General features: G+C 38.2%; 24 protein-coding genes. 11 read left to right on the top strand and 13 right to left on the bottom strand.

Going from position 1 to position 18723, the window contains the following annotated elements; genetic code table 11:
• Positions 1 to 17: 17 nt before the first annotated feature.
• Positions 18 to 203, bottom strand: a complete 186-nt coding sequence (locus tag LC040_00750) for a YhzD family protein (GenBank protein WLR51466.1) — start codon at positions 201 to 203, stop codon at positions 18 to 20.
• 136 nt (positions 204 to 339) lie between these two features.
• Positions 340 to 483 carry a YuzL family protein gene (locus LC040_00755; protein WLR51467.1) on the bottom strand — a complete coding sequence of 48 codons (144 nt, stop codon included), beginning with the start codon at positions 481 to 483 and terminating at the stop codon, positions 340 to 342.
• A gap of 247 nt (positions 484 to 730) precedes the next feature.
• On the opposite strand from LC040_00755, the gene LC040_00760 reads away from it, so the two are divergent.
• The 3 genes from LC040_00760 (at position 731) to LC040_00770 (ending at position 3322) form a co-directional block, all read left to right on the top strand.
• Positions 731 to 1930: an MFS transporter gene (locus LC040_00760; protein ID WLR51468.1), complete on the top strand. Its 1200-nt coding sequence runs from the start codon at positions 731 to 733 to the stop codon at positions 1928 to 1930.
• A gap of 128 nt (positions 1931 to 2058) precedes the next feature.
• Positions 2059 to 3003, top strand: a complete 945-nt coding sequence (yhaM, locus tag LC040_00765) for a 3'-5' exoribonuclease YhaM (protein ID WLR51469.1) — start codon at positions 2059 to 2061, stop codon at positions 3001 to 3003.
• Between the two features lie 130 nt (positions 3004 to 3133).
• Complete coding sequence (locus LC040_00770) at positions 3134 to 3322, top strand: sporulation YhaL family protein (protein ID WLR51470.1); 189 nt, start codon at positions 3134 to 3136, stop codon at positions 3320 to 3322.
• A gap of 45 nt (positions 3323 to 3367) precedes the next feature.
• On the opposite strand, the gene LC040_00775 is transcribed toward LC040_00770, so the two are convergent.
• Positions 3368 to 4330 (bottom strand): peptidylprolyl isomerase, encoded by a 963-nt coding sequence (locus LC040_00775; protein ID WLR51471.1) that lies wholly within the window; start codon positions 4328 to 4330, stop codon positions 3368 to 3370.
• 252 nt (positions 4331 to 4582) lie between these two features.
• Between LC040_00775 and LC040_00780 the strand changes: the two genes are divergently transcribed.
• Positions 4583 to 4669: a YjcZ family sporulation protein gene (locus tag LC040_00780; GenBank protein WLR53159.1), complete on the top strand. Its 87-nt coding sequence runs from the start codon at positions 4583 to 4585 to the stop codon at positions 4667 to 4669.
• 192 nt (positions 4670 to 4861) lie between these two features.
• On the opposite strand, the gene LC040_00785 is transcribed toward LC040_00780, so the two are convergent.
• Together LC040_00785 and LC040_00790 are read right to left on the bottom strand one after the other, a co-directional pair.
• A complete protein-coding gene (locus LC040_00785) occupies positions 4862 to 5041 on the bottom strand; it encodes a hypothetical protein (GenBank protein ID WLR51472.1) in 180 nt (59 codons plus the stop codon).
• 188 nt (positions 5042 to 5229) lie between these two features.
• The gene (locus LC040_00790) at positions 5230 to 5775 is read right to left on the bottom strand and encodes a DUF3267 domain-containing protein (protein WLR51473.1); all 546 of its coding nucleotides are present in this window, start codon (positions 5773 to 5775) and stop codon (positions 5230 to 5232) included.
• Between the two features lie 331 nt (positions 5776 to 6106).
• Between LC040_00790 and LC040_00795 the strand changes: the two genes are divergently transcribed.
• Complete coding sequence (locus tag LC040_00795; protein WLR51474.1) at positions 6107 to 6454, top strand: DUF1878 family protein; 348 nt, start codon at positions 6107 to 6109, stop codon at positions 6452 to 6454.
• On the opposite strand, the gene LC040_00800 is transcribed toward LC040_00795, so the two are convergent.
• The 5 genes from LC040_00800 to LC040_00820 all read right to left on the bottom strand — a co-directional run bounded on the left by LC040_00800 (position 6451) and on the right by LC040_00820 (position 10431).
• On the bottom strand, positions 6451 to 7038 hold the full coding sequence (locus tag LC040_00800) for an HTH-type transcriptional regulator Hpr (GenBank protein ID WLR51475.1): 588 nt from the start codon (positions 7036 to 7038) through the stop codon (positions 6451 to 6453). The two genes, LC040_00795 and LC040_00800, sit on opposite strands and share 4 nt — an antisense overlap.
• 510 nt (positions 7039 to 7548) lie before the next feature.
• Positions 7549 to 7935: a YtxH domain-containing protein gene (locus tag LC040_00805; GenBank protein ID WLR51476.1), complete on the bottom strand. Its 387-nt coding sequence runs from the start codon at positions 7933 to 7935 to the stop codon at positions 7549 to 7551.
• 171 nt (positions 7936 to 8106) lie between these two features.
• The gene (locus tag LC040_00810) at positions 8107 to 8622 is read right to left on the bottom strand and encodes a tryptophan transporter (GenBank protein WLR51477.1); all 516 of its coding nucleotides are present in this window, start codon (positions 8620 to 8622) and stop codon (positions 8107 to 8109) included.
• Between the two features lie 150 nt (positions 8623 to 8772).
• On the bottom strand, positions 8773 to 9858 hold the full coding sequence (gene serC / locus LC040_00815; protein ID WLR51478.1) for a 3-phosphoserine/phosphohydroxythreonine transaminase: 1086 nt from the start codon (positions 9856 to 9858) through the stop codon (positions 8773 to 8775).
• A 147-nt stretch (positions 9859 to 10005) separates the two neighbouring features.
• Positions 10006 to 10431 (bottom strand): HIT family protein, encoded by a 426-nt coding sequence (locus LC040_00820; protein WLR51479.1) that lies wholly within the window; start codon positions 10429 to 10431, stop codon positions 10006 to 10008.
• A 630-nt stretch (positions 10432 to 11061) separates the two neighbouring features.
• Here LC040_00820 and LC040_00825 point away from each other — a divergent pair.
• The 3 genes from LC040_00825 to LC040_00835 all read left to right on the top strand — a co-directional run bounded on the left by LC040_00825 (position 11062) and on the right by LC040_00835 (position 13815).
• Positions 11062 to 11808, top strand: coding sequence for an ABC transporter ATP-binding protein (locus LC040_00825; protein ID WLR51480.1), 747 nt, complete (start codon positions 11062 to 11064; stop codon positions 11806 to 11808).
• A complete protein-coding gene (locus LC040_00830; GenBank protein WLR51481.1) occupies positions 11801 to 13018 on the top strand; it encodes an ABC transporter permease in 1218 nt (405 codons plus the stop codon). Before LC040_00825 ends, LC040_00830 begins: the two co-directional genes overlap by 8 nt.
• A gap of 65 nt (positions 13019 to 13083) precedes the next feature.
• On the top strand, positions 13084 to 13815 hold the full coding sequence (locus LC040_00835) for an EcsC family protein (GenBank protein ID WLR51482.1): 732 nt from the start codon (positions 13084 to 13086) through the stop codon (positions 13813 to 13815).
• Between the two features lie 27 nt (positions 13816 to 13842).
• Here LC040_00835 and LC040_00840 read toward each other — a convergent pair whose 3' ends face one another.
• On the bottom strand, positions 13843 to 15021 hold the full coding sequence (locus LC040_00840) for a M20 family metallopeptidase (GenBank protein ID WLR51483.1): 1179 nt from the start codon (positions 15019 to 15021) through the stop codon (positions 13843 to 13845).
• A gap of 220 nt (positions 15022 to 15241) precedes the next feature.
• On the opposite strand from LC040_00840, the gene LC040_00845 reads away from it, so the two are divergent.
• Both LC040_00845 and LC040_00850 read left to right on the top strand, forming a co-directional pair.
• On the top strand, positions 15242 to 15553 hold the full coding sequence (locus LC040_00845; GenBank protein ID WLR53160.1) for a rhodanese-like domain-containing protein: 312 nt from the start codon (positions 15242 to 15244) through the stop codon (positions 15551 to 15553).
• Between the two features lie 20 nt (positions 15554 to 15573).
• The gene (locus tag LC040_00850) at positions 15574 to 16707 is read left to right on the top strand and encodes an MBL fold metallo-hydrolase (protein WLR51484.1); all 1134 of its coding nucleotides are present in this window, start codon (positions 15574 to 15576) and stop codon (positions 16705 to 16707) included.
• Positions 16708 to 16801: 94 nt separating this feature from the next.
• Here LC040_00850 and LC040_00855 read toward each other — a convergent pair whose 3' ends face one another.
• Entirely contained in the window at positions 16802 to 17236 is a 435-nt protein-coding gene (locus LC040_00855) for a ferritin-like domain-containing protein (GenBank protein WLR51485.1), read from the bottom strand.
• A 128-nt stretch (positions 17237 to 17364) separates the two neighbouring features.
• On the opposite strand from LC040_00855, the gene LC040_00860 reads away from it, so the two are divergent.
• Positions 17365 to 18024, top strand: coding sequence for a phosphatase PAP2 family protein (locus tag LC040_00860; protein WLR51486.1), 660 nt, complete (start codon positions 17365 to 17367; stop codon positions 18022 to 18024).
• 22 nt (positions 18025 to 18046) lie between these two features.
• Here LC040_00860 and LC040_00865 read toward each other — a convergent pair whose 3' ends face one another.
• Positions 18047 to 18556, bottom strand: a complete 510-nt coding sequence (locus LC040_00865; GenBank protein ID WLR51487.1) for an antibiotic biosynthesis monooxygenase — start codon at positions 18554 to 18556, stop codon at positions 18047 to 18049.
• Between the last annotated feature and the right edge of the window lie 167 nt (positions 18557 to 18723).

Below are 18723 nucleotides of genomic sequence, written 5' to 3' on the forward strand. Positions count from 1 at the left end.
AGGCAGGCTGCTTTTTGTTATGAATGGAAAAGAACAAGCTTTCCGTTAGGTGATACACAACGATGTGTATGTTCTGATAAATCCTTTTCACTTAACATTTGCTCGCCGGTTTGTTTTGCTTCTTCATCAGTTGCGGCTTCAAATGTTTCATCAAGTAATTTTTCTCCCTTTTTGTCGAATGCCGTTAAGAAATAAGTTGGCATATTACATTCCCCCTTTTGAAATACATGTACCTTTGTCGCTATTATACTAAATTTTTTAGAAAAGTTCAGAAGATTTGCCCGAAAAGAAAGAACAAGCAAGTCTTTAATGCTTGCTTGTCCATTTTTTTATTGCTAATTAGTCTTTTTTGTATTGTTGATTATTGGATGATTGGCGAAATGGTTCATTGCGCAGTTCTTTGTTTTGTCCTGGGTTTTTTGGTCCTTCAACACTTGCGGCACTTACACCTGTTTTAGATGGATTCTTCTTAATCCTTGCCATGCAAATCACCTCCGATAGATAGTTTTTCCTTTGAGAACAATGTTTATGAGTAAAGAGATATTAGATGACCTAATAAAATAATGCTATAATGAAAAGATGTTTCTTGGAGAGTTGGTATGATAAGGATGCAGATTGAATGTATCGTACAGCTCAAAAAATATTTATGAAAAGTCATTCACATTTCGACTCCAATTGAAGTAAAATCGTTAAGTCAGTTATTTTTTTATAGTTGGAAGGATGAAAGTTGATGAAACGTAATAAAGGTCCTTTGACGTTATTAATGATAAATTTATTTATTATCATGGTAGGTATTGGACTCGTTATTCCAATTCTCCCCTTCTATGTTGAGGAATTTGGAGCGAGTGCACGCGAGTTAGGGATGCTAATTGCAGTCTTTTCGTTTATGCAATTTCTGTTTGCGCCAATTTGGGGCCGGGTATCGGATCGAATCGGTCGTAAGCCATTAATTACGATCGGCTTGTTTGGGTTTGCCGTTGCAGAATTTATTTTTGCATTTGCAACAGACCTTTGGATGCTTTTCTTCTCACGTATGCTTGCTGGCACATTTGGTTCAGCCCTTATGCCGACAGCTATGGCTTATGTATCGGATGTTACAACACCTGAAAAGCGTGGCCAAGGGATGGGAATGATGGGCGCAGCAATGGGGTTTGGTATTGTAGTTGGTCCTGGAATTGGTGGTTGGCTAGCTGAGATTTCATTATCTTATCCATTCCTTTTTGCTGGCATTGCTGCAACGATTGCAGGGCTTGTATCAGTATTTGTTTTACCTGAATCTTATACGAAAGAGATGCGTGAACGAGACGCAGCTGAGAATACAGAAGAGAAAACAAATCAGTTTGTGCAAATGTACCAAGCTCTTAAAAGCCCAGTCGGATTCTTGCTTATTCTTGTCTTTATTATGAGCTTCGGACTTGCCAACTTCCAATCGATCTTTGGTTATTACACGATGGAGCGTTATCATTATGACACTTCTGAAGTAGGTACAATTATTCTATTAGTTGGTTTAGTAGGGACAATTGTTCAAGGTGGGGTTGTTGGCAGGCTGATTAAGAAGTTTGGTGAAGAACGTGTTGTTACAGGTTCACTTCTATTAAGTGCATTTGGGTTTGTGATCATGACGTTTGCAGTTAACTTTGCGACAGTGCTTCTGACAACAGCGGTCTTTTTCTTAGGGAATTCCATTTTACGTCCTTCTTTGAATTCATTTATCTCTAAGCTTGCAGGTAGACGTCAAGGGATGGTTATGGGATTAAACAATTCATTTCTTAGCTTAGGAAATGTTGCAGGACCACTTGTAGCTGGAGCACTATTTGAAGTAAATATGCACATCCCATATTTATTCGGAGCGTGTGTAATGATCGTTGGTCTTGTTGCTACAAAGGTTTGGTTAACGAAAAAGGGGAAGCGAGAAGTCGTTCAGCCATAAGCGAGAACGACTTCATAATATGCCTGTGTTTTAAGCTAAGTGTGTGTGCTATACTTAAAGTTACTTGTAAATAAAGTAAACATTAGAAAAGAGAAATAAAGCTTGTCCTTGAAAAAGGAGGAAGGCAAATGGTAAAGGGAATTACACACCTAGGAGTTGGGGAAACATTTGACGGTTATCTTCTCGTCAAATCGTCAACAAAAGGAACGGCTAGTAACGGAAAACCGTTTTTAACATTAATTTTTCAAGATAAGAGCGGAGATATTGAAGCTAAGTTATGGGACGCTTCTCCTGAAGATGAAGCTCAATATGCCGCTGAGTCAATTGTTCGTATTATCGGCGATATTCAGAATTACAGAGGTCGTATGCAATTAAAAATTCGAAATGTGCGACCAGCAAATGAGCAGGATAGCGTAAAAATTTCTGATTTTCTTGAACGTGCGCCTATGTCAATTGAAGAGATGGGTGAAGTTGTTAGCAGTTTTGTATTTGAAATGAAAAACCCAAAAATTCAACGTATTACAAGGCATCTTGTGAAGAAGCATCAGGAACAATTTTTTCAATATCCAGCTGCTTCAAAAAACCATCATGAATTCGTCTCAGGGCTTGCATATCATGTTGTTTCAATGCTCAATCTAGCAAAATCGATTACACAATTGTATCCCTCATTGGATAAAGATTTATTGTTTGCCGGTGTTATTCTTCACGACCTTGGTAAAGTAGTCGAATTGTCTGGACCTATTTCAACTACCTATACAGTAGAAGGGAACTTATTAGGTCATATTACAATCATGGTTAATGAAATTGCCGAGGCTGCAAAGGAGCTTGAAATAGAAGGAGAAGAGGTAACAATTCTTCAGCACATGGTGTTAAGTCATCACGGAAAAGAAGAGTGGGGGAGCCCGAAGAAACCGCTGATAAAAGAAGCGGAGATCCTTCACTTAATTGATAACGTTGATGCGAAGATGAATATGCTCGACCGGGCACTTGAGAAAGTAAAGCCGGGGGAATTTACAGAACGTATCTTTCCGCTTGATCAACGCAGTTTTTATAAACCACAGTTTCATAAGTAAACAAGAAAACTGTCTTCACAAAAAGAAGGCAGTTTTTTTGTGAAGCTTTACTCTTCTGCAGGTTAGTTCTAATTCAGTTTATAAGGGCATACAGTATTACAAAGGCTTGTCTAGAAAAGGAGTGAGCTGAATGGATACACTGCCTTGGTGGATTTATCTCGTTACAGCTGGGATCGCTTTTAGTGGATTTATGACAATTAAAACGAAAAAAGAAGACGAACATATTGATATGCAATTTATCGAGCAAGAAGGGGAAGTGTACATTCGCAGAATGGAGCAAGAAAAAGAACGTAGAGGAAAGAACCCGATAGCGAAATAAGCAAAAGCCCGAGAGAAGATGTTTCTTCGCTCGGGCTTTTGGCTATTATTCAGATTCCTTTTGTTCACTGTTTGTTTCAGGCTGTTCTTGGCTGTCACCTTGAGGCTGCTGTTGCTCGCCGCCCTCTGACTGACCACCTTGTTGCTGTTCTTGAGCTTTCTTATCGAAGATGCCTTTAAAGTCTTCATCTTTCACTTTAATGTTGGCTTTATCAAGCTCTTTCTGAACAGCTTCTTGAATTTTTTGATTGTCTAATTTTTGTTGGACAATTTCTTTCTTTACTTCATCTTTCATTTCTTCAAACGGCTTTAATTCTTTCTTGTCAGTTACTTTAATGATGTGCCAGCCGAACTGTGATTTAACAGGAGCGCTCACTTCATCGACCTTTAGTTTATAAGCTGCTTCTTCAAACTCAGGTACCATATCACCTTTGCTGAAGTAGCCTAGGTCGCCGCCTTTAGGGCCTGATGGGCCTGTTGAATATTCTTCAGCAAGCTTCGCAAAATCGCCGCCATTATCAAGCTTTTGCTTTACTTCTTTTGCTGTTTTTTCGTCTTTAACAAGAATATGACTAGCCTTAATCTCCGGCTTCATTTGTTCATATTGCTTTTTCAATTCTTCTTCTGAGACGTCTACAGATTCCATTGCTGCTTTTTCACGAAGCATGTTTGAGCGAACGACTTCTTTGAACTGCTCTTCATCTTTAAAACCACTTTGAGCAAGGAGCATTTGGAATTGCTGACCATAGTTTGCTTTGATTTCTTCGAGGCGCTTGTCTACTTCTTTGTCAGACACTTCATACTTTGCTGAAAGTACTTTATCAGTTACAAGCTCTTGAAGAGTTGCTTCACCAACGCGTTCTTTCATTTTATTATAAAATTCTTCTTGTGTAACATTTCCTTCACTTGTTTCTACAATTACTTCTGAATTGTCTCCTGAGGCATTACTGCATGCAGAGACAGCAAAAATGCTGGCTGCAGCCGTTACGGAAAGTAGTACTTTTTTCATAAAATGAACACTCCTAATTTGAAGTTTGTTTTTTAAATGTTTAAAAACAAAGGCTCCAGTTTGAACCAAGTTTTCTAATATATTGTCATAATCACTCAGCTTTTTCAAGTGCAGATGAGTCACAAAAATAACTATATCATATTTGTTCGAGGAAGCGAAATGATTTCGACGGTAGAAATAAGGTCATTTGTATAAACACAAATGACCTATGCTGCATAGTATGAAGTATTACAAAAACAAGGGGGTGTCAACATGAGCTATGGCTATCGTGGCGGCTTCGCGTTGATCGTTGTATTGTTCATCTTGCTTATCATCGTAGGTGCAGCTTGGTTGTACTAAAATAAAAAGAGGTGGGGCACTGAGTGCTCCACCTTTTTTGCTTTCGACGCACAGGACGTGCTAGCGACGATCTTGAAACAGAACGTTTCGTTCTTAACTAATGTTCCTCTTTTTCATGCCGAAAGCAAAAAACGGCTTTCTCTATGGAAAGCCTCCAGCAATCGGACAGCCTAAACGCCTTTCTCCGCTTTTCTAAGTAAATAATACTTCTACGTATGAGGAGATTAGTAGGATTGTAACTAGGACATTTATTGTTCGGAACACTTTTGGTTGTCGTTCTTCTGGGATCTCGCGCTGTAAACATAATGAGTTAGTCATTGAGTTAATGAAGAACAAGATCAATACTGCGAACGGAATAAAAAACAACGTCAATGTTTACCGCCTCCTTTGCCAAAGCGAACTAATTCATTATGGTAATGAAACATACGTACCGTATTTTACAACTGGGTTTGGTTTTAACAATATCAAAAAATATAACAAAAAGATAGGTTTTTGATTTAAAAAGGAATTGCCAACTTCTCCGTTTCAATATAAAAAAAGCACCCACATGGATGCTTCTTTCAATAATAGTTTTTAATGAGGATATCAAAGCCATCGTTATCATTCTCAATATAACAACGTCTTGGAGCTTTTAGGAATAAAAGCAAGTAAATAACATCTGTAACAGACAAGCCGATGTTAAAAGCTGACATCATCGCAAAATAATGCATGTAGTGAGGTAGAATGTAACTTCCTATCATGAACAGACTTGTCAGCAACACAAGCGGTGTGCCTAGACATAGAATGGATAACGGCTTTGACATCGATTGATAAAAACGTACAGACAGAACAGGTATGCCGTATTTCTTCTTTAACTTTAAAGTGGCTTTTTTGAACATTAGCCAAGCAGGTAAAACATGCAATAGTTGATGAGCAGCAGGGACAAGCAATATGCCAGATAAAAAGGCAAGTACGTGGTTATCCTTAAGCTCAACTGTTGTATAAACCATACTCATAGGCAAGTAGATACATATAAACGATCCGAGCATGACGAGCATGGATAGAATGGAGATCCGAGGTAGACCATAATCTTTCGACAGGTTAATGGATTTCCAGCAACTCATCATAATATCACCATCCCATAAATTCATGCTTCTTTGTATAGTAAAAAACGAATGAGTTTTTTATTGATTTGTTCATTTACTCGAATACTTTACAATGTTTTAAATATGAAATCAAGAGCTTTTATAAGTTTTTTAGATAAATTCAATGTAAAGTTAATATGAAGGGTGCTGAACGCATGGGGGAAGGGGATATAGTGACATTTGAGACCAGGTGGATTTAAATAGGTTTTTGTGCATCGGCATAGCGGTTAACAGAGTTTGATTATATTTTTCATGTGAGGGTAAAATTCTGATAAAATAGGAATTAAATGTGGGCATGAAAGTGGTGGAGGAAATGGTAGAGTCAGTGGAAGAGAGATTAGAACGTCTAGAGTTTTATCAACAGCTGCTGCTAGATGTCATGAAGGATAAGGACTACCCGTTTTATCAACTTGTCATTGAAAAAGGATTGTCAAAAGAGGAAGTAAGCGATGTGTGTAGATTATGTGGAAGGTTAACAAAAGCATATGAGGAGCAGAAAGAGTTAGGGTTCGTTAACTTCTATCCACTCCTCATTCATTTTGCTGGCATGTTAAACCCAAAGTTACATCCAGATGATACGATGAATGCCTTGTATCAACAAAAGATGTATATTTCCTTAATGGAGGTTTTACGTCGTATCAGAATGGGTATAAAACCTTAGGTGTTTATCGTTTCCATTTCAAGTACATAGTCTTCTTCATGTTTTTGAAGCTGACCATCTTCCTCAATAAATTCTTTGTCAATATTATCAAAAGATTTTTCGAAAATACGCATGAAATCTTCACCATAGATGTTGCGTACAATGCACATCATTTCCATCATCTCAGGAAACTTCCCATACAATTCGCGTAGAGGCATAGCACCGTTGTAAGCAGCGTTCCCGTTTGGATTATAAGCTTCCATTGTCTTAAGTAACAATTCTTCTCCCTCATCTGTTAGGAGTACATATGTGTTACGTTTATCGTTCTCTTTTTTTGAAAATGATAAATAGCCTTGCTCTTCTAACTTTTTCGAAAAATTAAAAGCTGTGGAGACATGCATTACCCCAAATTTAGCAATCTCCGAAATTGAAGCCCCTTTTAAATGATACGCAATCCAAAGAATATGATGTTCATTGATGTTTAGGTCAAATGGTTTGATCCATTGTTGCCAGTCTTTCTCGATTGACTTCCAAAGTGCTTTGCTTAACTGAGCAACCTTCTGGCTAAACATTAATGCTTCTTTCAATGAATATTCTTGATTCATACTTTCCCTCACCCTCTTCGCTTACTAAAATAGATTATTCTAGAAACCTAATATTATTATCCTCTATTATGCCAATAAATGAATAAATAATAAAGTCACTTTAGTGATTAAATTCAGAAAATTTTTAAATTAATTCGATATTCTTTTGAAAATGTCCTAAATTTGTTAAAAAAAGGAGTAGCGGAAGTTTTTACCTTGTGCAAATTTATTGATTGAGATGCATTTTATTTCTCCTTATAAAAGTTTAGGAAGTGATAATGTAAGCGCTTTAATTATAAAGTATGTATAAATATACATATACCTAAACAATTTATACGCTTTAGGGTATAGGTGGAAAATGGGTATCATAATACCAGAAAGATAGGGAAGTTTCAGTGTGAGACTTAATTTTCGGTTGCATACTTTTTTAAAGCATATTAATGTTTGCTTTCTTAATATAGTTCTTGTATAGGGAGAAAAGTGGGTAGGCATAAAAAAATAACGGTTCCGAATTCACGGAACCGTTATCCTTTATGATTGTGGTTGAGTTTCTTCATTTTGCATATCATTCATAATTTGTTCGAGCTGTTCAAATGCTTCTTCGATTTCTTGTAATTCTTTTTGGATGCGTTTTTGATGAGGCTGAATATCTTTTTTCCATTGTTGAATGGTAACTTGTAGGTCACCACTTACTTGCTTAATTGTTTCAGCACTTTCTTTTGAAGCCGTTTTCACTTGTTCAGTTAGAGCAACGACATCTCTTTTTACTGCCTGTAATGACTCTTTCGCTTTTTCGCTATTCGTTTTGATTGATTCGCGCATTTCTGGCCCTGATTTTGGGGTGCTAAATAAAACGGCTGTACCTCCTAAAAGGGCTCCTGTTAAAATTCCATAAATAAAAGATGAAGCTTTTGCCATAATTCTCACTCCTTTTTAACTAAGCCTGTTATCGTTAAGATTCTCTTTATATTCTATGATAAAACATAGTAGATGTAAAAAGCCGTCAAGCAAATAAAGCTTGACGGCTCAAGGTGATGATAAACAGGACATTCTGCCTTGCTTGCCATCTTTAATGAAAATTGTCTCCGCTTATTGAACAGCAACCGTCGTACGCTTGCGGATGCCTTGTACGACAGGGAAAATAACGACCATAACGATCGTATTTACAATTGCTGCTGGCAGCACAACAGCTACAAATAAACCAATAAATGTTTGCGGAAGACCGAAAAAGATAAGCGCCGTTGATAAGAAAACCGTACCACTAATAAGTGTTCCAACCGCTGTTAAAGCACTTGCCTTAACAAGAGTAGGCTGCTTTGCGCGAATTAATACCATAAGACCAAGAAATACAAATGCAGTAACAGGCTTATCGATCATGTTGGCAATTTGTCCGCCTGGAAAACTAGTCGTTAACGCAGATACAATTCCAGTAGCTAAGGCAACGACAAGCACATTTTTACGCTCAGGGAACAATAAGATACCTAAAAACATCATCGTAAGAAGCATGTCTGGTCTCATCCCAAAGAATAATGGTGGCATAATCGCGTGCAAAACTGCTCCAATTCCAATCAATAAAGCTAAAGAAACTAATGTACGAGTATTCATTTGCTCATCTCTCCTCTTCTAAACTCAACTCATTTTGTAATAGTTTCCCCAACAGTGCGCTCTGTGCCTGTTGCGAGAAATTTACTTGCAATAATTATAGCAAAACTTTCGAACCAGGAAAAGTTAAAAAGTCACTGTACTGCGTTTTTATTAAGCATTTTCTTTTCGGAACTCATCCATATAGGTGCGCAGTGCTTCACATGCTGCAACTGGAACTGCATTATAGATTGAAGCACGGCATCCACCAATAGAACGATGGCCATTTAAGCCGACAAAGCCTTTCTCCTTAGCACCAGTTAGGAACTTTTGCGTTAGTTCTTCAGAAGGCAATGTGAATGTTACGTTCATGTAAGAACGGCTGTCCGCTTCGGCATGCGGGCTGTAAAATCCATTACTGTTATCGATTGCATCATAAATAAGTGCTGCTTTTTGTTCGTTACGGTCAGCGATGCTTTCAACCCCGCCTTTGTCTTTAACCCAATTTAATACAAGTGAAAGCATATAGATTCCAAATGTAGGAGGTGTATTATATAAAGATTTTTTCTTCGTATGAGTACGATAGTCAAGCATTGTTGGTACATTTTCTGGAATGCGTTCTGCTAAGTCTTTGCGCATTACGACGACTGTTACGCCAGAAGGTCCGAGGTTCTTCTGGGCTCCCGCATAAATAAGTGCAAATTTGCTTACGTCAATTGGGCGGCTTAAGATATCACTGGACATATCTGCAATTAAGTCTACGTCGTTAAGCTCGGGGAAAGACTTCCATTGCGTTCCGTAAATCGTATTATTTGAAGTGATATGTAGGTATGCGCTGTTATCGCTCAGTTGCAATTCTTCCGCAGAAGGGATTGCTTTGTAGCCATCTTCCTTTGTGCTGGCAGCAACGTTTGTTTTGCCGAGCTTGTTCGCTTCTTTGATTGCTTTATCTGACCAAGAGCCGGTCAATACATAGTCAGCTGTTTGGTCTTCACTTAAGAAGTTCATTGGAATCATTGTGAATTGTGTACTTGCTCCGCCTTGAAGGAAAAGAACGTCGTAGTTATCTGGGATTTGCATTAACTCACGAAGTAGTGCTTCTGCTTCATTATGCACAGCATCGTATTCCTTACTGCGGTGGCTGAGCTCCATTACAGACATTCCGCTACCTTTGAAATCCAATAATTCTGCTTGTGCTTGTTTCAGCACCTCTTCAGGAAGAGCTGAAGGTCCTGCATTAAAGTTATAAGCGCGTTTCATTTGCTATATCCTCCTTTTAGTGTGTTACTTCTTTAAAGAATAACTTTATCCTAACATGTTTTATTGCTTGTACAAGGTGCTTTTATTAAAAAATTTCGACAATGAAAAACAGCCTCCATCATTAGGAAAGCTGTTTTCGTATGTATGTTATTCAATTTTATCCGCAATTGCTTTTGCGAATCCTTGAAGCTCTTCTTGAGAGTACTTATCCATGTCTGCATGCCATTTTAACCCAAAGCCATCATCTTTCTCATCATAGCGAGGAATTAAGTGAACATGTAAATGGAAAACAGATTGTCCAGCTGCTTCGCCTGTGTTGCTTAGCATATTCAAGCCAATTGGGTTGAATTGTGCTTTAAGCGCATTTGCAACCTTTGGCACGACGCGAAAAACTTTTTCCGCAACTTCAGGAGTTAGTTCATACATATTTTCTTGATGGACCTTCGGAATGATGAGGGTATGGCCTTTTGTGACTTGACCAATATCAAGAAAAGCTAGTACATCATCATCTTCATACACTTTAGATGAGGGAAGCGCACCGTTAATGATTTTACAGAAAATACAATCTGACATAAAGAATCCCCTTTCTGTTATGAATTTGTTTTCATTATAACGGATTTTTGAGGGAAGTACGAATAAATATATACGGATGGACAACCTATATGAACAAAAAAACAGGACACTTACATATAGTAAGCGCCCTGCCTGAAGAATGGGAGAAGAGAAATTGCTGCGTCTAGAACAGGAATTGTTCTTTCACAGACACCTCATTTCATAATGTTCAATGGCTTATATGTGTCAAATGCGCTCAACATCACGCATGTGCATGATATGATAAATTGTCTTTCACAGACACCTCATTTGTTGAGTTTTATTCGATACCAAGAGCTTGTGGCCCAGCCATCTTGCAGAAGAAAATCATGTCGAGCAAAGTTTTTACAGCAGTAATCTGTCTTTCACAGACACCTCATTTCAAGGATTCAAGTTGAACGTTTAAGTGAAAATCACTAGTTGGTTCAATGTTATCATCTCCCTGAGTTATTGCTGTGTTTCTCTCCCTCTTCGCTAATTATCATACCCGAGTTAAAAGGTGTTATACACATAAGTAAAAAGGGAAAATCTGTTTTCAAGAGTGACGTTGCTGTGAGAGTAGTGGAAAGTTTGATAAGATGAAGAAGAATTCACCTGAAAGGACGAATAGCCATGGGAAAACAACTGCTTTCAATCGAACATTTAAGTGGAGGATATACAAATAAAAATGTATTAAATGACGTATCTTTTGATGTTGAAAAAGGTGAAATTACTGCATTGATTGGCTTAAACGGTGCCGGGAAGAGTACGACAATTAAGCATATTATCGGCTTAATGGAGCCGAAGAAGGGCAGTATTCAAATTAATGGGGAGACTAGCACCGCGTCCCCAGAGCGTTATCGTTCACAATTTACATATATCCCTGAGACACCGATTCTGTATGATGAGTTAACGTTGTACGAGCACTTAGAACTTACAGCGATGGCTTATAATCTTGATAAAGAGACCTTTGAAGCCCGGCTACATCCATTACTAAAAGAATTTCGCATGGAAAAGCGTTTAAAGTGGTTTCCAGTTCATTTTTCAAAAGGGATGCGACAGAAGGTAATGATTATGTGTGCTTTTCTTGTAGAACCATCACTTTACATTATTGACGAACCTTTCGTTGGCCTTGATCCAGTTGGTATTCAGTCTTTTCTCAATTACATCCAGCAAATGAAAAGCCAAGGAGCAGGAGTGCTAATGTCAACGCACATCTTATCAACAGCGGAAAGGTATTGTGATAAGTTTGTAATTCTGCATGAGGGCCAAATCCGTGCAAAGGGAACACTTCAACAATTACAACAACAATTTGGCATGCCTAATGCCACACTAGATGATCTCTATTTGCAGCTGACAAAGGAAGATGACAATGTTTAATGCGAATGAATTATGGAAGAAACGGTTTGGGCATTTTACGAAGGAAATGCAACGTTACTTAAGGTTAATGTTTAACGATCATTTAAAGTTTGTATTGTTATTTGCAGGTATTATAAGTGCCTATTATTATCAACAGTGGCTTCAAGGCTTGCCTGAGACCTTTCCAACAGTTTTTATTATGGCAATTGTATTAGGAGTCTTGCTTACACACAGCCCTGTTCGAACTTTATTAAAAGAAGCGGATGTCGTGTTTTTAATACCGCTGGAAGAACGTTTAGGTGCTTACTTTCAAAAAGCAAAGCAATACAGCTTTACGATCCAATGTTATGTACTTTTAATAGCTGCTGGGGTATTAGCACCTCTTTATTTCCATACAGAAGAGAGTAGCTTTGGAACGTACGCCTTGATGATTGGAGTGCTGTTTGTTGTGAAGGGATGGAACATTTATACTTCATGGCAAATGCGCTATTTTTCATCACGTAGTTCACATTATTCAGATATGGTCGTTCGTTTTACCGTGAATGTTGTGTTTGTATACTTTTTGTTTGCAAAAGCAGCCATTTGGTTTTTGCTTATGGTAGCCTTTCTTATGCTAGGATTATTCTTCTATTACCGTCGTTTAACAGATCAGAAGAAGGTTTTAAAATGGGAGCAATTAATTGAACTTGAGCAAGGGCGTATGATGACGTTTTACCGAATTGCCAATATGTTCACAGATGTTCCAAAGTTCAAAGAAAAAACAAAACGAAGAGCATACTTAAGTATTCTATTTTCGCGTATTCCATTTAAGCAAACGTCGACATTTGTTCATTTATATACGAAGACATTCATTCGGTCGAGTGATTACCTCGGTATTTATGTTCGTTTACTTGTTATTGGGGGTATTGTAGCTTATACATTGCCTTATCAATACGGGAAGTTAATTGTTTTATTGCTAACGTTGTATTTGTCAGGTTTTCAGCTATTACCGCTATGGCGTCACCATGTAATGAAACGATGGCTTGATTTGTATCCAATTAGGATGGAGGTACGAATGCAATCCTTTTTGAAAGTGTTATTTTCGGCTTTACTTGTAAAAGCAGTGATCTTAGCTGTGCTTATTATGCTCTCAGGAGGTCTTATACTAGGAGCAGTATCCATTCTTTTAGGTATAGGCTTTAGCGCAGCATTCGTTTACTTCTATACAAAGAAAAGATTACAAAGAGCATGAAACATTTTGTTACGAATTTGCGTATATAGGGCATGAAGACTTCCTGATAAAAGTGAGGGAAATGAATGAAAAGCTATGAACAAAAAGCCTATGTAGAAATGCTACATTGGCAGCAACGAATGTTAAAGCGTTCCTCAATGGTCGAACGAATGTCAAAAAGCACGCAAACAAAGGTAAACCAACTCATTCCAGCTCGTATACACAACGTTGTCACAGAAAGCATTAAAAAAATGGTGCAGAGCATTCTGCTTGGTTCTGATATAACTACGAAATATATGACACATAGCAGCTGGACTTTTGAAAAAAAGGAACAATACATCCGTGAACGGCTTAATTCGTATAAGAAAACCGCTGCACTTGAAGGGGCAGGCACAGGAGTAGGAGGGCTCTTACTTGGAATGGCGGATTTCCCATTACTGCTTACGATTAAGGTGAAATTCCTTTTTGATACAGCTGCAGCCTATGGATTTGATGTCAGTGATTATGAAGAGAGACTTTTTATTCTACACGTTTTTCAGTTAGCTTTCTCCTCAGAAGAACACCGCAAGAAAACGATGCAAACCATTATGAATTGGGAAGAGGAGAAAGAAGCGTTGAAGGAGCTTGATTGGCGCACATTTCAACAAGAGTATCGTGACTATATTGATTTAGCAAAGTTGTTTCAGCTTCTCCCTGGAATCGGTGCGGCAGTAGGGGCAGTTGCAAACTATCGGCTTCTGGAGCATTTAGGAGAGGTTGCGATGAATGCTTATCGAATAAGGCTGTTGGAGTCTGAAATGCATGCTGAACAGAAATAAAGACAAGAGCGCAAATCGCTCTTGTCTTTATTTTGTTTGATAGCGAATAGCAGCTGCGCCTAATGTTTTCGCTGCCGTCAGCATTGCTTCTTCATTAAAATTAAATTTCGGATGGTGGTGGGGGTATGAGTCATTTGGATCACCTTTGGCCGCTCCTGTAAAGAAAAACGTCCCAGGTACTTTTTGCAGGTAATATGAAAAATCTTCACCGACCATTTTCGGTTCAAGTTCCGTAACCGAAGATACACCTGGTACTTCTTTTGCGACTTCTGCAAGGAAGTCTGTCTCAGCTTCATGATTAACGACAGCCGGATACCCCTTAATATAATGAAAGTCGTACGTTACATTGGATGATAAGCATGTACCTTTAATGATTCGTTCAAGCTCTTCTTGAACACTTTCTCTCACTTCTTCACGAAATGTCCGCACTGTTCCTGCAAGTTTGGCTGAATCTGCAATGACGTTAAATTCGTTGTTAGCAGCAAAGTTGCCGATTGAAACAACGGCTGAATCAAGAGGATTAACACGTCTGCTGACAATTTGTTGAATGTTTACAACGAGTTGAGAAGCTGCAACAATTGCATCTCTACTATTATGAGGTTGAGCACCATGTCCGCCTTTTCCTTGAATTGTAATTTCAAAACGGTCAGCAGCTGCGGCAATTGGACCTGTTCGATACCCGATTGCATGAGCTTCTTCTGTTGACCAAAGGTGAGTACCGAAGATCGCATCTACACCTTCAAGGCAGCCTGCTTCGACCATTGATTTTGCCCCACCAGGTATTAGTTCTTCTGCATGTTGATGAATGAATACATATGTGCCTTGTAATTCTTCTTTCATATTGTTCATGATCTTTGCTAATGTTAACAGCACTGTCGTATGTCCATCATGTCCGCACGCATGCATGACACCTGGAACTGTTGATTGATAAGAAACATCATCTTTTGCATCCTGAATCGGAAGAGCATCAAAATCAGCTCGTATTGCAACTGTTTTGCCTGGTTTACTTCCTTCGATAGTGGCAATAATTCCGTTACCGCCAACATTGGTCTTGGGTGAAATACCAAGTTTCTGATAGAAATCTGCAATATATTCGGCTGTTTTATATTCTTTAAAGGATACCTCTGGGTGCATATGTAAATAGCGACGCATGTCGATCATTTCATCATATTGCTCGTCGATTTGCTGATACAGTTGCTCTAACATCTTAGTGCCTCCTAGGGTTGAAGTTATTTTAAATTATAACATGAAACAAAGTGTTGACAGGAAAAATAGAGATGCTATAATACCCTTAGAGGTATTAAAAAAAGCCGCATATTTTTTTAACTAAATAAATACCCCTAACTGTATAAAGGAGGTTTGAGTAGTGGAACAGTTTTTTCCTTACATTGTGATTTTGTTTTTGGTTTTTGTCTTAGTTCGAAGGATGGTTCCTGCAAAGGGTGTTAAGCAGGCTACTACCGCAGACTTACAGACAATGCTTAAGGATAAACAAAAGAGACAATACCTTGATGTTCGAACACCAGGCGAATATAAAGGTAATCACATTAAACAATTTCAAAACTTGCCACTTCATCAAATAAAACAAAACGCTGCAAGCTTGCATAAAGACGAAGAAGTAGTTGTCATCTGCCAAAGTGGCATGCGCAGCATGCAAGCAGCAAAAGCATTAAAGAAAGCAGGATTTCAACAAATAACAAATATCCAAGGCGGCATGTCTGCCTGGAATAACCGATAAATTAAGGGAGGAATTTTATTATGACAATGAAAAAAATGACAAGCGGAGAAGTATTCGAAAAAGTACGCAAGGAAGAAGCATTCTTTTTACTGGATGTTCGTAATGAAAGTGACTTTAACGACTGGCGCATTGATGGTAAAAAAGTTGAATCATTAAATGTTCCATACTTTGAGTTGATTGATGGTGTAGAAGGTATTACAGATAAACTTCCTAAGGATAAAGATATTCTTGTTGTATGTGCCAAAGAAGGTTCTTCTGTTATGGTTGCAGAAATGCTTTCAGAAGCAGGCTTTAACGTTTCATATTTAGAAGGCGGAATGAAGTCATGGAGCGAATACCTTCACGAAGCAGTTGTCTATGAAGATGACAAGATTTCAGTGTACCAATATATCCGTTCAGGAAAAGGCTGCTTATCTTACATGGTTGTTTCAAACGGTGAAGCACTTGTCGTTGACCCAGCACGTTTTGTTGATAAATATGTGAAGTTAGCAGAAGACAAAGGTGCAAAGATTACACACATCGTTGATTCCCACCTTCACGCTGACCACATTTCAGGAGGTCGTGTGCTTGCTGAACAAACAGGTGCAAAGTACTACCTCATGAAGAGTGAAGGTGCTGTGTTCGATTTCCAACCACTTGAAACACACGAGAAAATTGAATTTGCTGATGTTACGCTAGAAGTTCTTGCTGTAAAAACACCTGGACATACACCAGGAAGTGTCTCTTTCTTTGTTAATAACAAGCTTCTATTCTCAGGTGACACGATCTTTGTAAATGGTCTAGGCCGTCCAGACTTAGGTGGTAAAGCAAAAGAATGGGCGAAAGATCTTTACAATACAGTATACAGCAAAATCTCTGAAATCACAGATGATGTAATTGTATTGCCTGGTCACTATGCAGATTACGACACAGAAGTGAATGAAGAAGGCTTCATTGGCGATACATTGGGTAATATTCGTAAGCAAAATGATTTAATGACAAATACTGGAGAAGAAGAGTTTGTGGAGCATTATGCAGCAAATGAAAGTGCGCAAACACCTCCAAACTTCGAAGAAATTGTTGCAATTAACCGTGGTGAGCTTGCGGCAGATGTTGAGAAACAACAAGAGCTTGAAATCGGACCAAACCGTTGTGCAGTTCATCACGCTGGATAATAAGAGTTATTATAGAAGCAGAAGCGCCAAATAAGGTGCTTCTGCTTTTTTCTTTTTCATGAGAAAACGCCTGAAAATATTCAGGCGTTTTGTACTAAGAAAGGAGTTGGTCACGTAGAATACGGTCAACTTCTTCCATATGTCTTGTTTCATCAGCAATCATATCTTCAAGTTGAACAACTAATTCTGTTAACTTCAATTCACTTGCTTGAACTTTACGTTTTTCATAGCGGTCGATCGTTTCTTTTTCTGCACGTCGAACTTCTTCAAGCATCGCTTTCACATCTGTAAGTTGTTTTACAGGTGCAGGGGTTGTGGTCGGATTTCCACCTAACGTGCTAATCTTACCTGCAAGATAAAGGGCATGTCCTTGTTCGTCGCCTACTTCACTTTCAAAGAATGGTTTAAGTACTTGACGGTGCAAGCCAGAAACAACAGAAGCATATGTTGTATACATAATTTGAGCAGAATATTCATTTGCTAAGTCTTCATTTAGCCCGTCAATAAGTGCTTTCATTTTTTCGTCCATAATCGAATGCTCATCCTTTCTCGAATCATTGTATCCATTATTAGAAATACCCTGTAACTCAAAGATTAAACATTCTTTTTTTCGTGATAGAAAAAAGTGTTAAAGTAATAAAATGGAGGGGAATACGTGTGAATAATAAACGAAAAATTCAACCAAGAGATATACTTGCCATAGCTGCCTGTATTGGCGCACTTCTTCTTTTTATAGATATAAAACTGGCAATTGAAGGCGTTAAGCACACAGCATTTGATCAAGCGATACAAAAGTGGGTGAATGTCTATACAAATGAACAGCTTGAATCGTTCTTTGTCTTTATTACCAATCTGGCTTCATGGCAATGTATCGTTGCTTTAGTAGTGATTGCGGGATTTTTGTTTTGGCATTACTTCAAAGATCGCACAGCTGCAATTATTCTAGCGTTATCTGCTTGGGGAACGTATGAATTAAATCATTTACTGAAAGCATGGGCTCAAAGAAGGCGCCCTTCCATTAATGAAGCTGTTGACGGGGTTGGATATAGCTTTCCGAGTGGCCATGCAATGGTTGGGTTTGTTTTTTATGCGATGCTTACCTATTTTTTATTGAAGTATTTACCGCTTTCAAAGCTTGGTAAGCAGATCTTTCTTGGGTTCAGCGGTGTTTTTATTTTCTTAATAGGTATCAGCAGAGTGGTTCTCAGTGTTCATTATCCTACAGATATAGCAGGAGGATTTGCTGCAGGATTTATCATTGTGATGCTATTTCTTTGGCTATATCGTTATGTAAAATTTCGCTCCTCAGAAAAATAAGCCGTTTCAAAAAAGAAGCGGCTTATTCTTCATCGTTCACAATATGATAATTTGTAACGTAAGAAGGTCCAGAGAAGATAGAGGTATTATCAATTCCCTCACTTGTTCCACGTTTTTTATGAGCTTTGTCATAAGCATTTGATTTTTGCCAGCCTTTGAAGGACTTCTCATCTTGCCATACTGTAAGGATAATGTACGTATCACTATCTAATGGGCGAAGAACACGAATGGCTTGAAAGCCAGGCTCGTGTTCGATAAGCCGAGCACGATTTTGGAAGCGTTCCTCAAATAAAGGGCGTCCTTCGTCACGAACAGGGATATTGTTCAAGACAGCAAAACCTTCCTCAGGCAGTTCTCCAGATTGATCAATTACTTCATAGGAATGCCCTTCTTTAAAGAATGTTTCTTTGTTTGATTCATGCACTAAAATGGTACGGTCAGCATTTGTCATCACTCTTAATGTTTCAAGTGGATGCTGTTTCTTCAATGTTTGTAAATAATCGCCTGTGCCATATGCAATATAAATATTCAATGTCTTCATCCTTTCAATAAAATAAATCTCTTCCCTTATTATAAGAGAAAAGTCTGATTCTTTCGCTTATGAACTGTCAGTTAAAGCTAAGAGACACGGAGTTAGAGAAATTATGGTAGACTGATTATGAAAAATTAATAATGTGTAATTAAAAAAGGATGGAGCAG

The organism is Bacillus tianshenii (assembly GCA_020524525.2).
GTDB lineage: Bacteria > Bacillota > Bacilli > Bacillales > Bacillaceae_N > Bacillus_AV.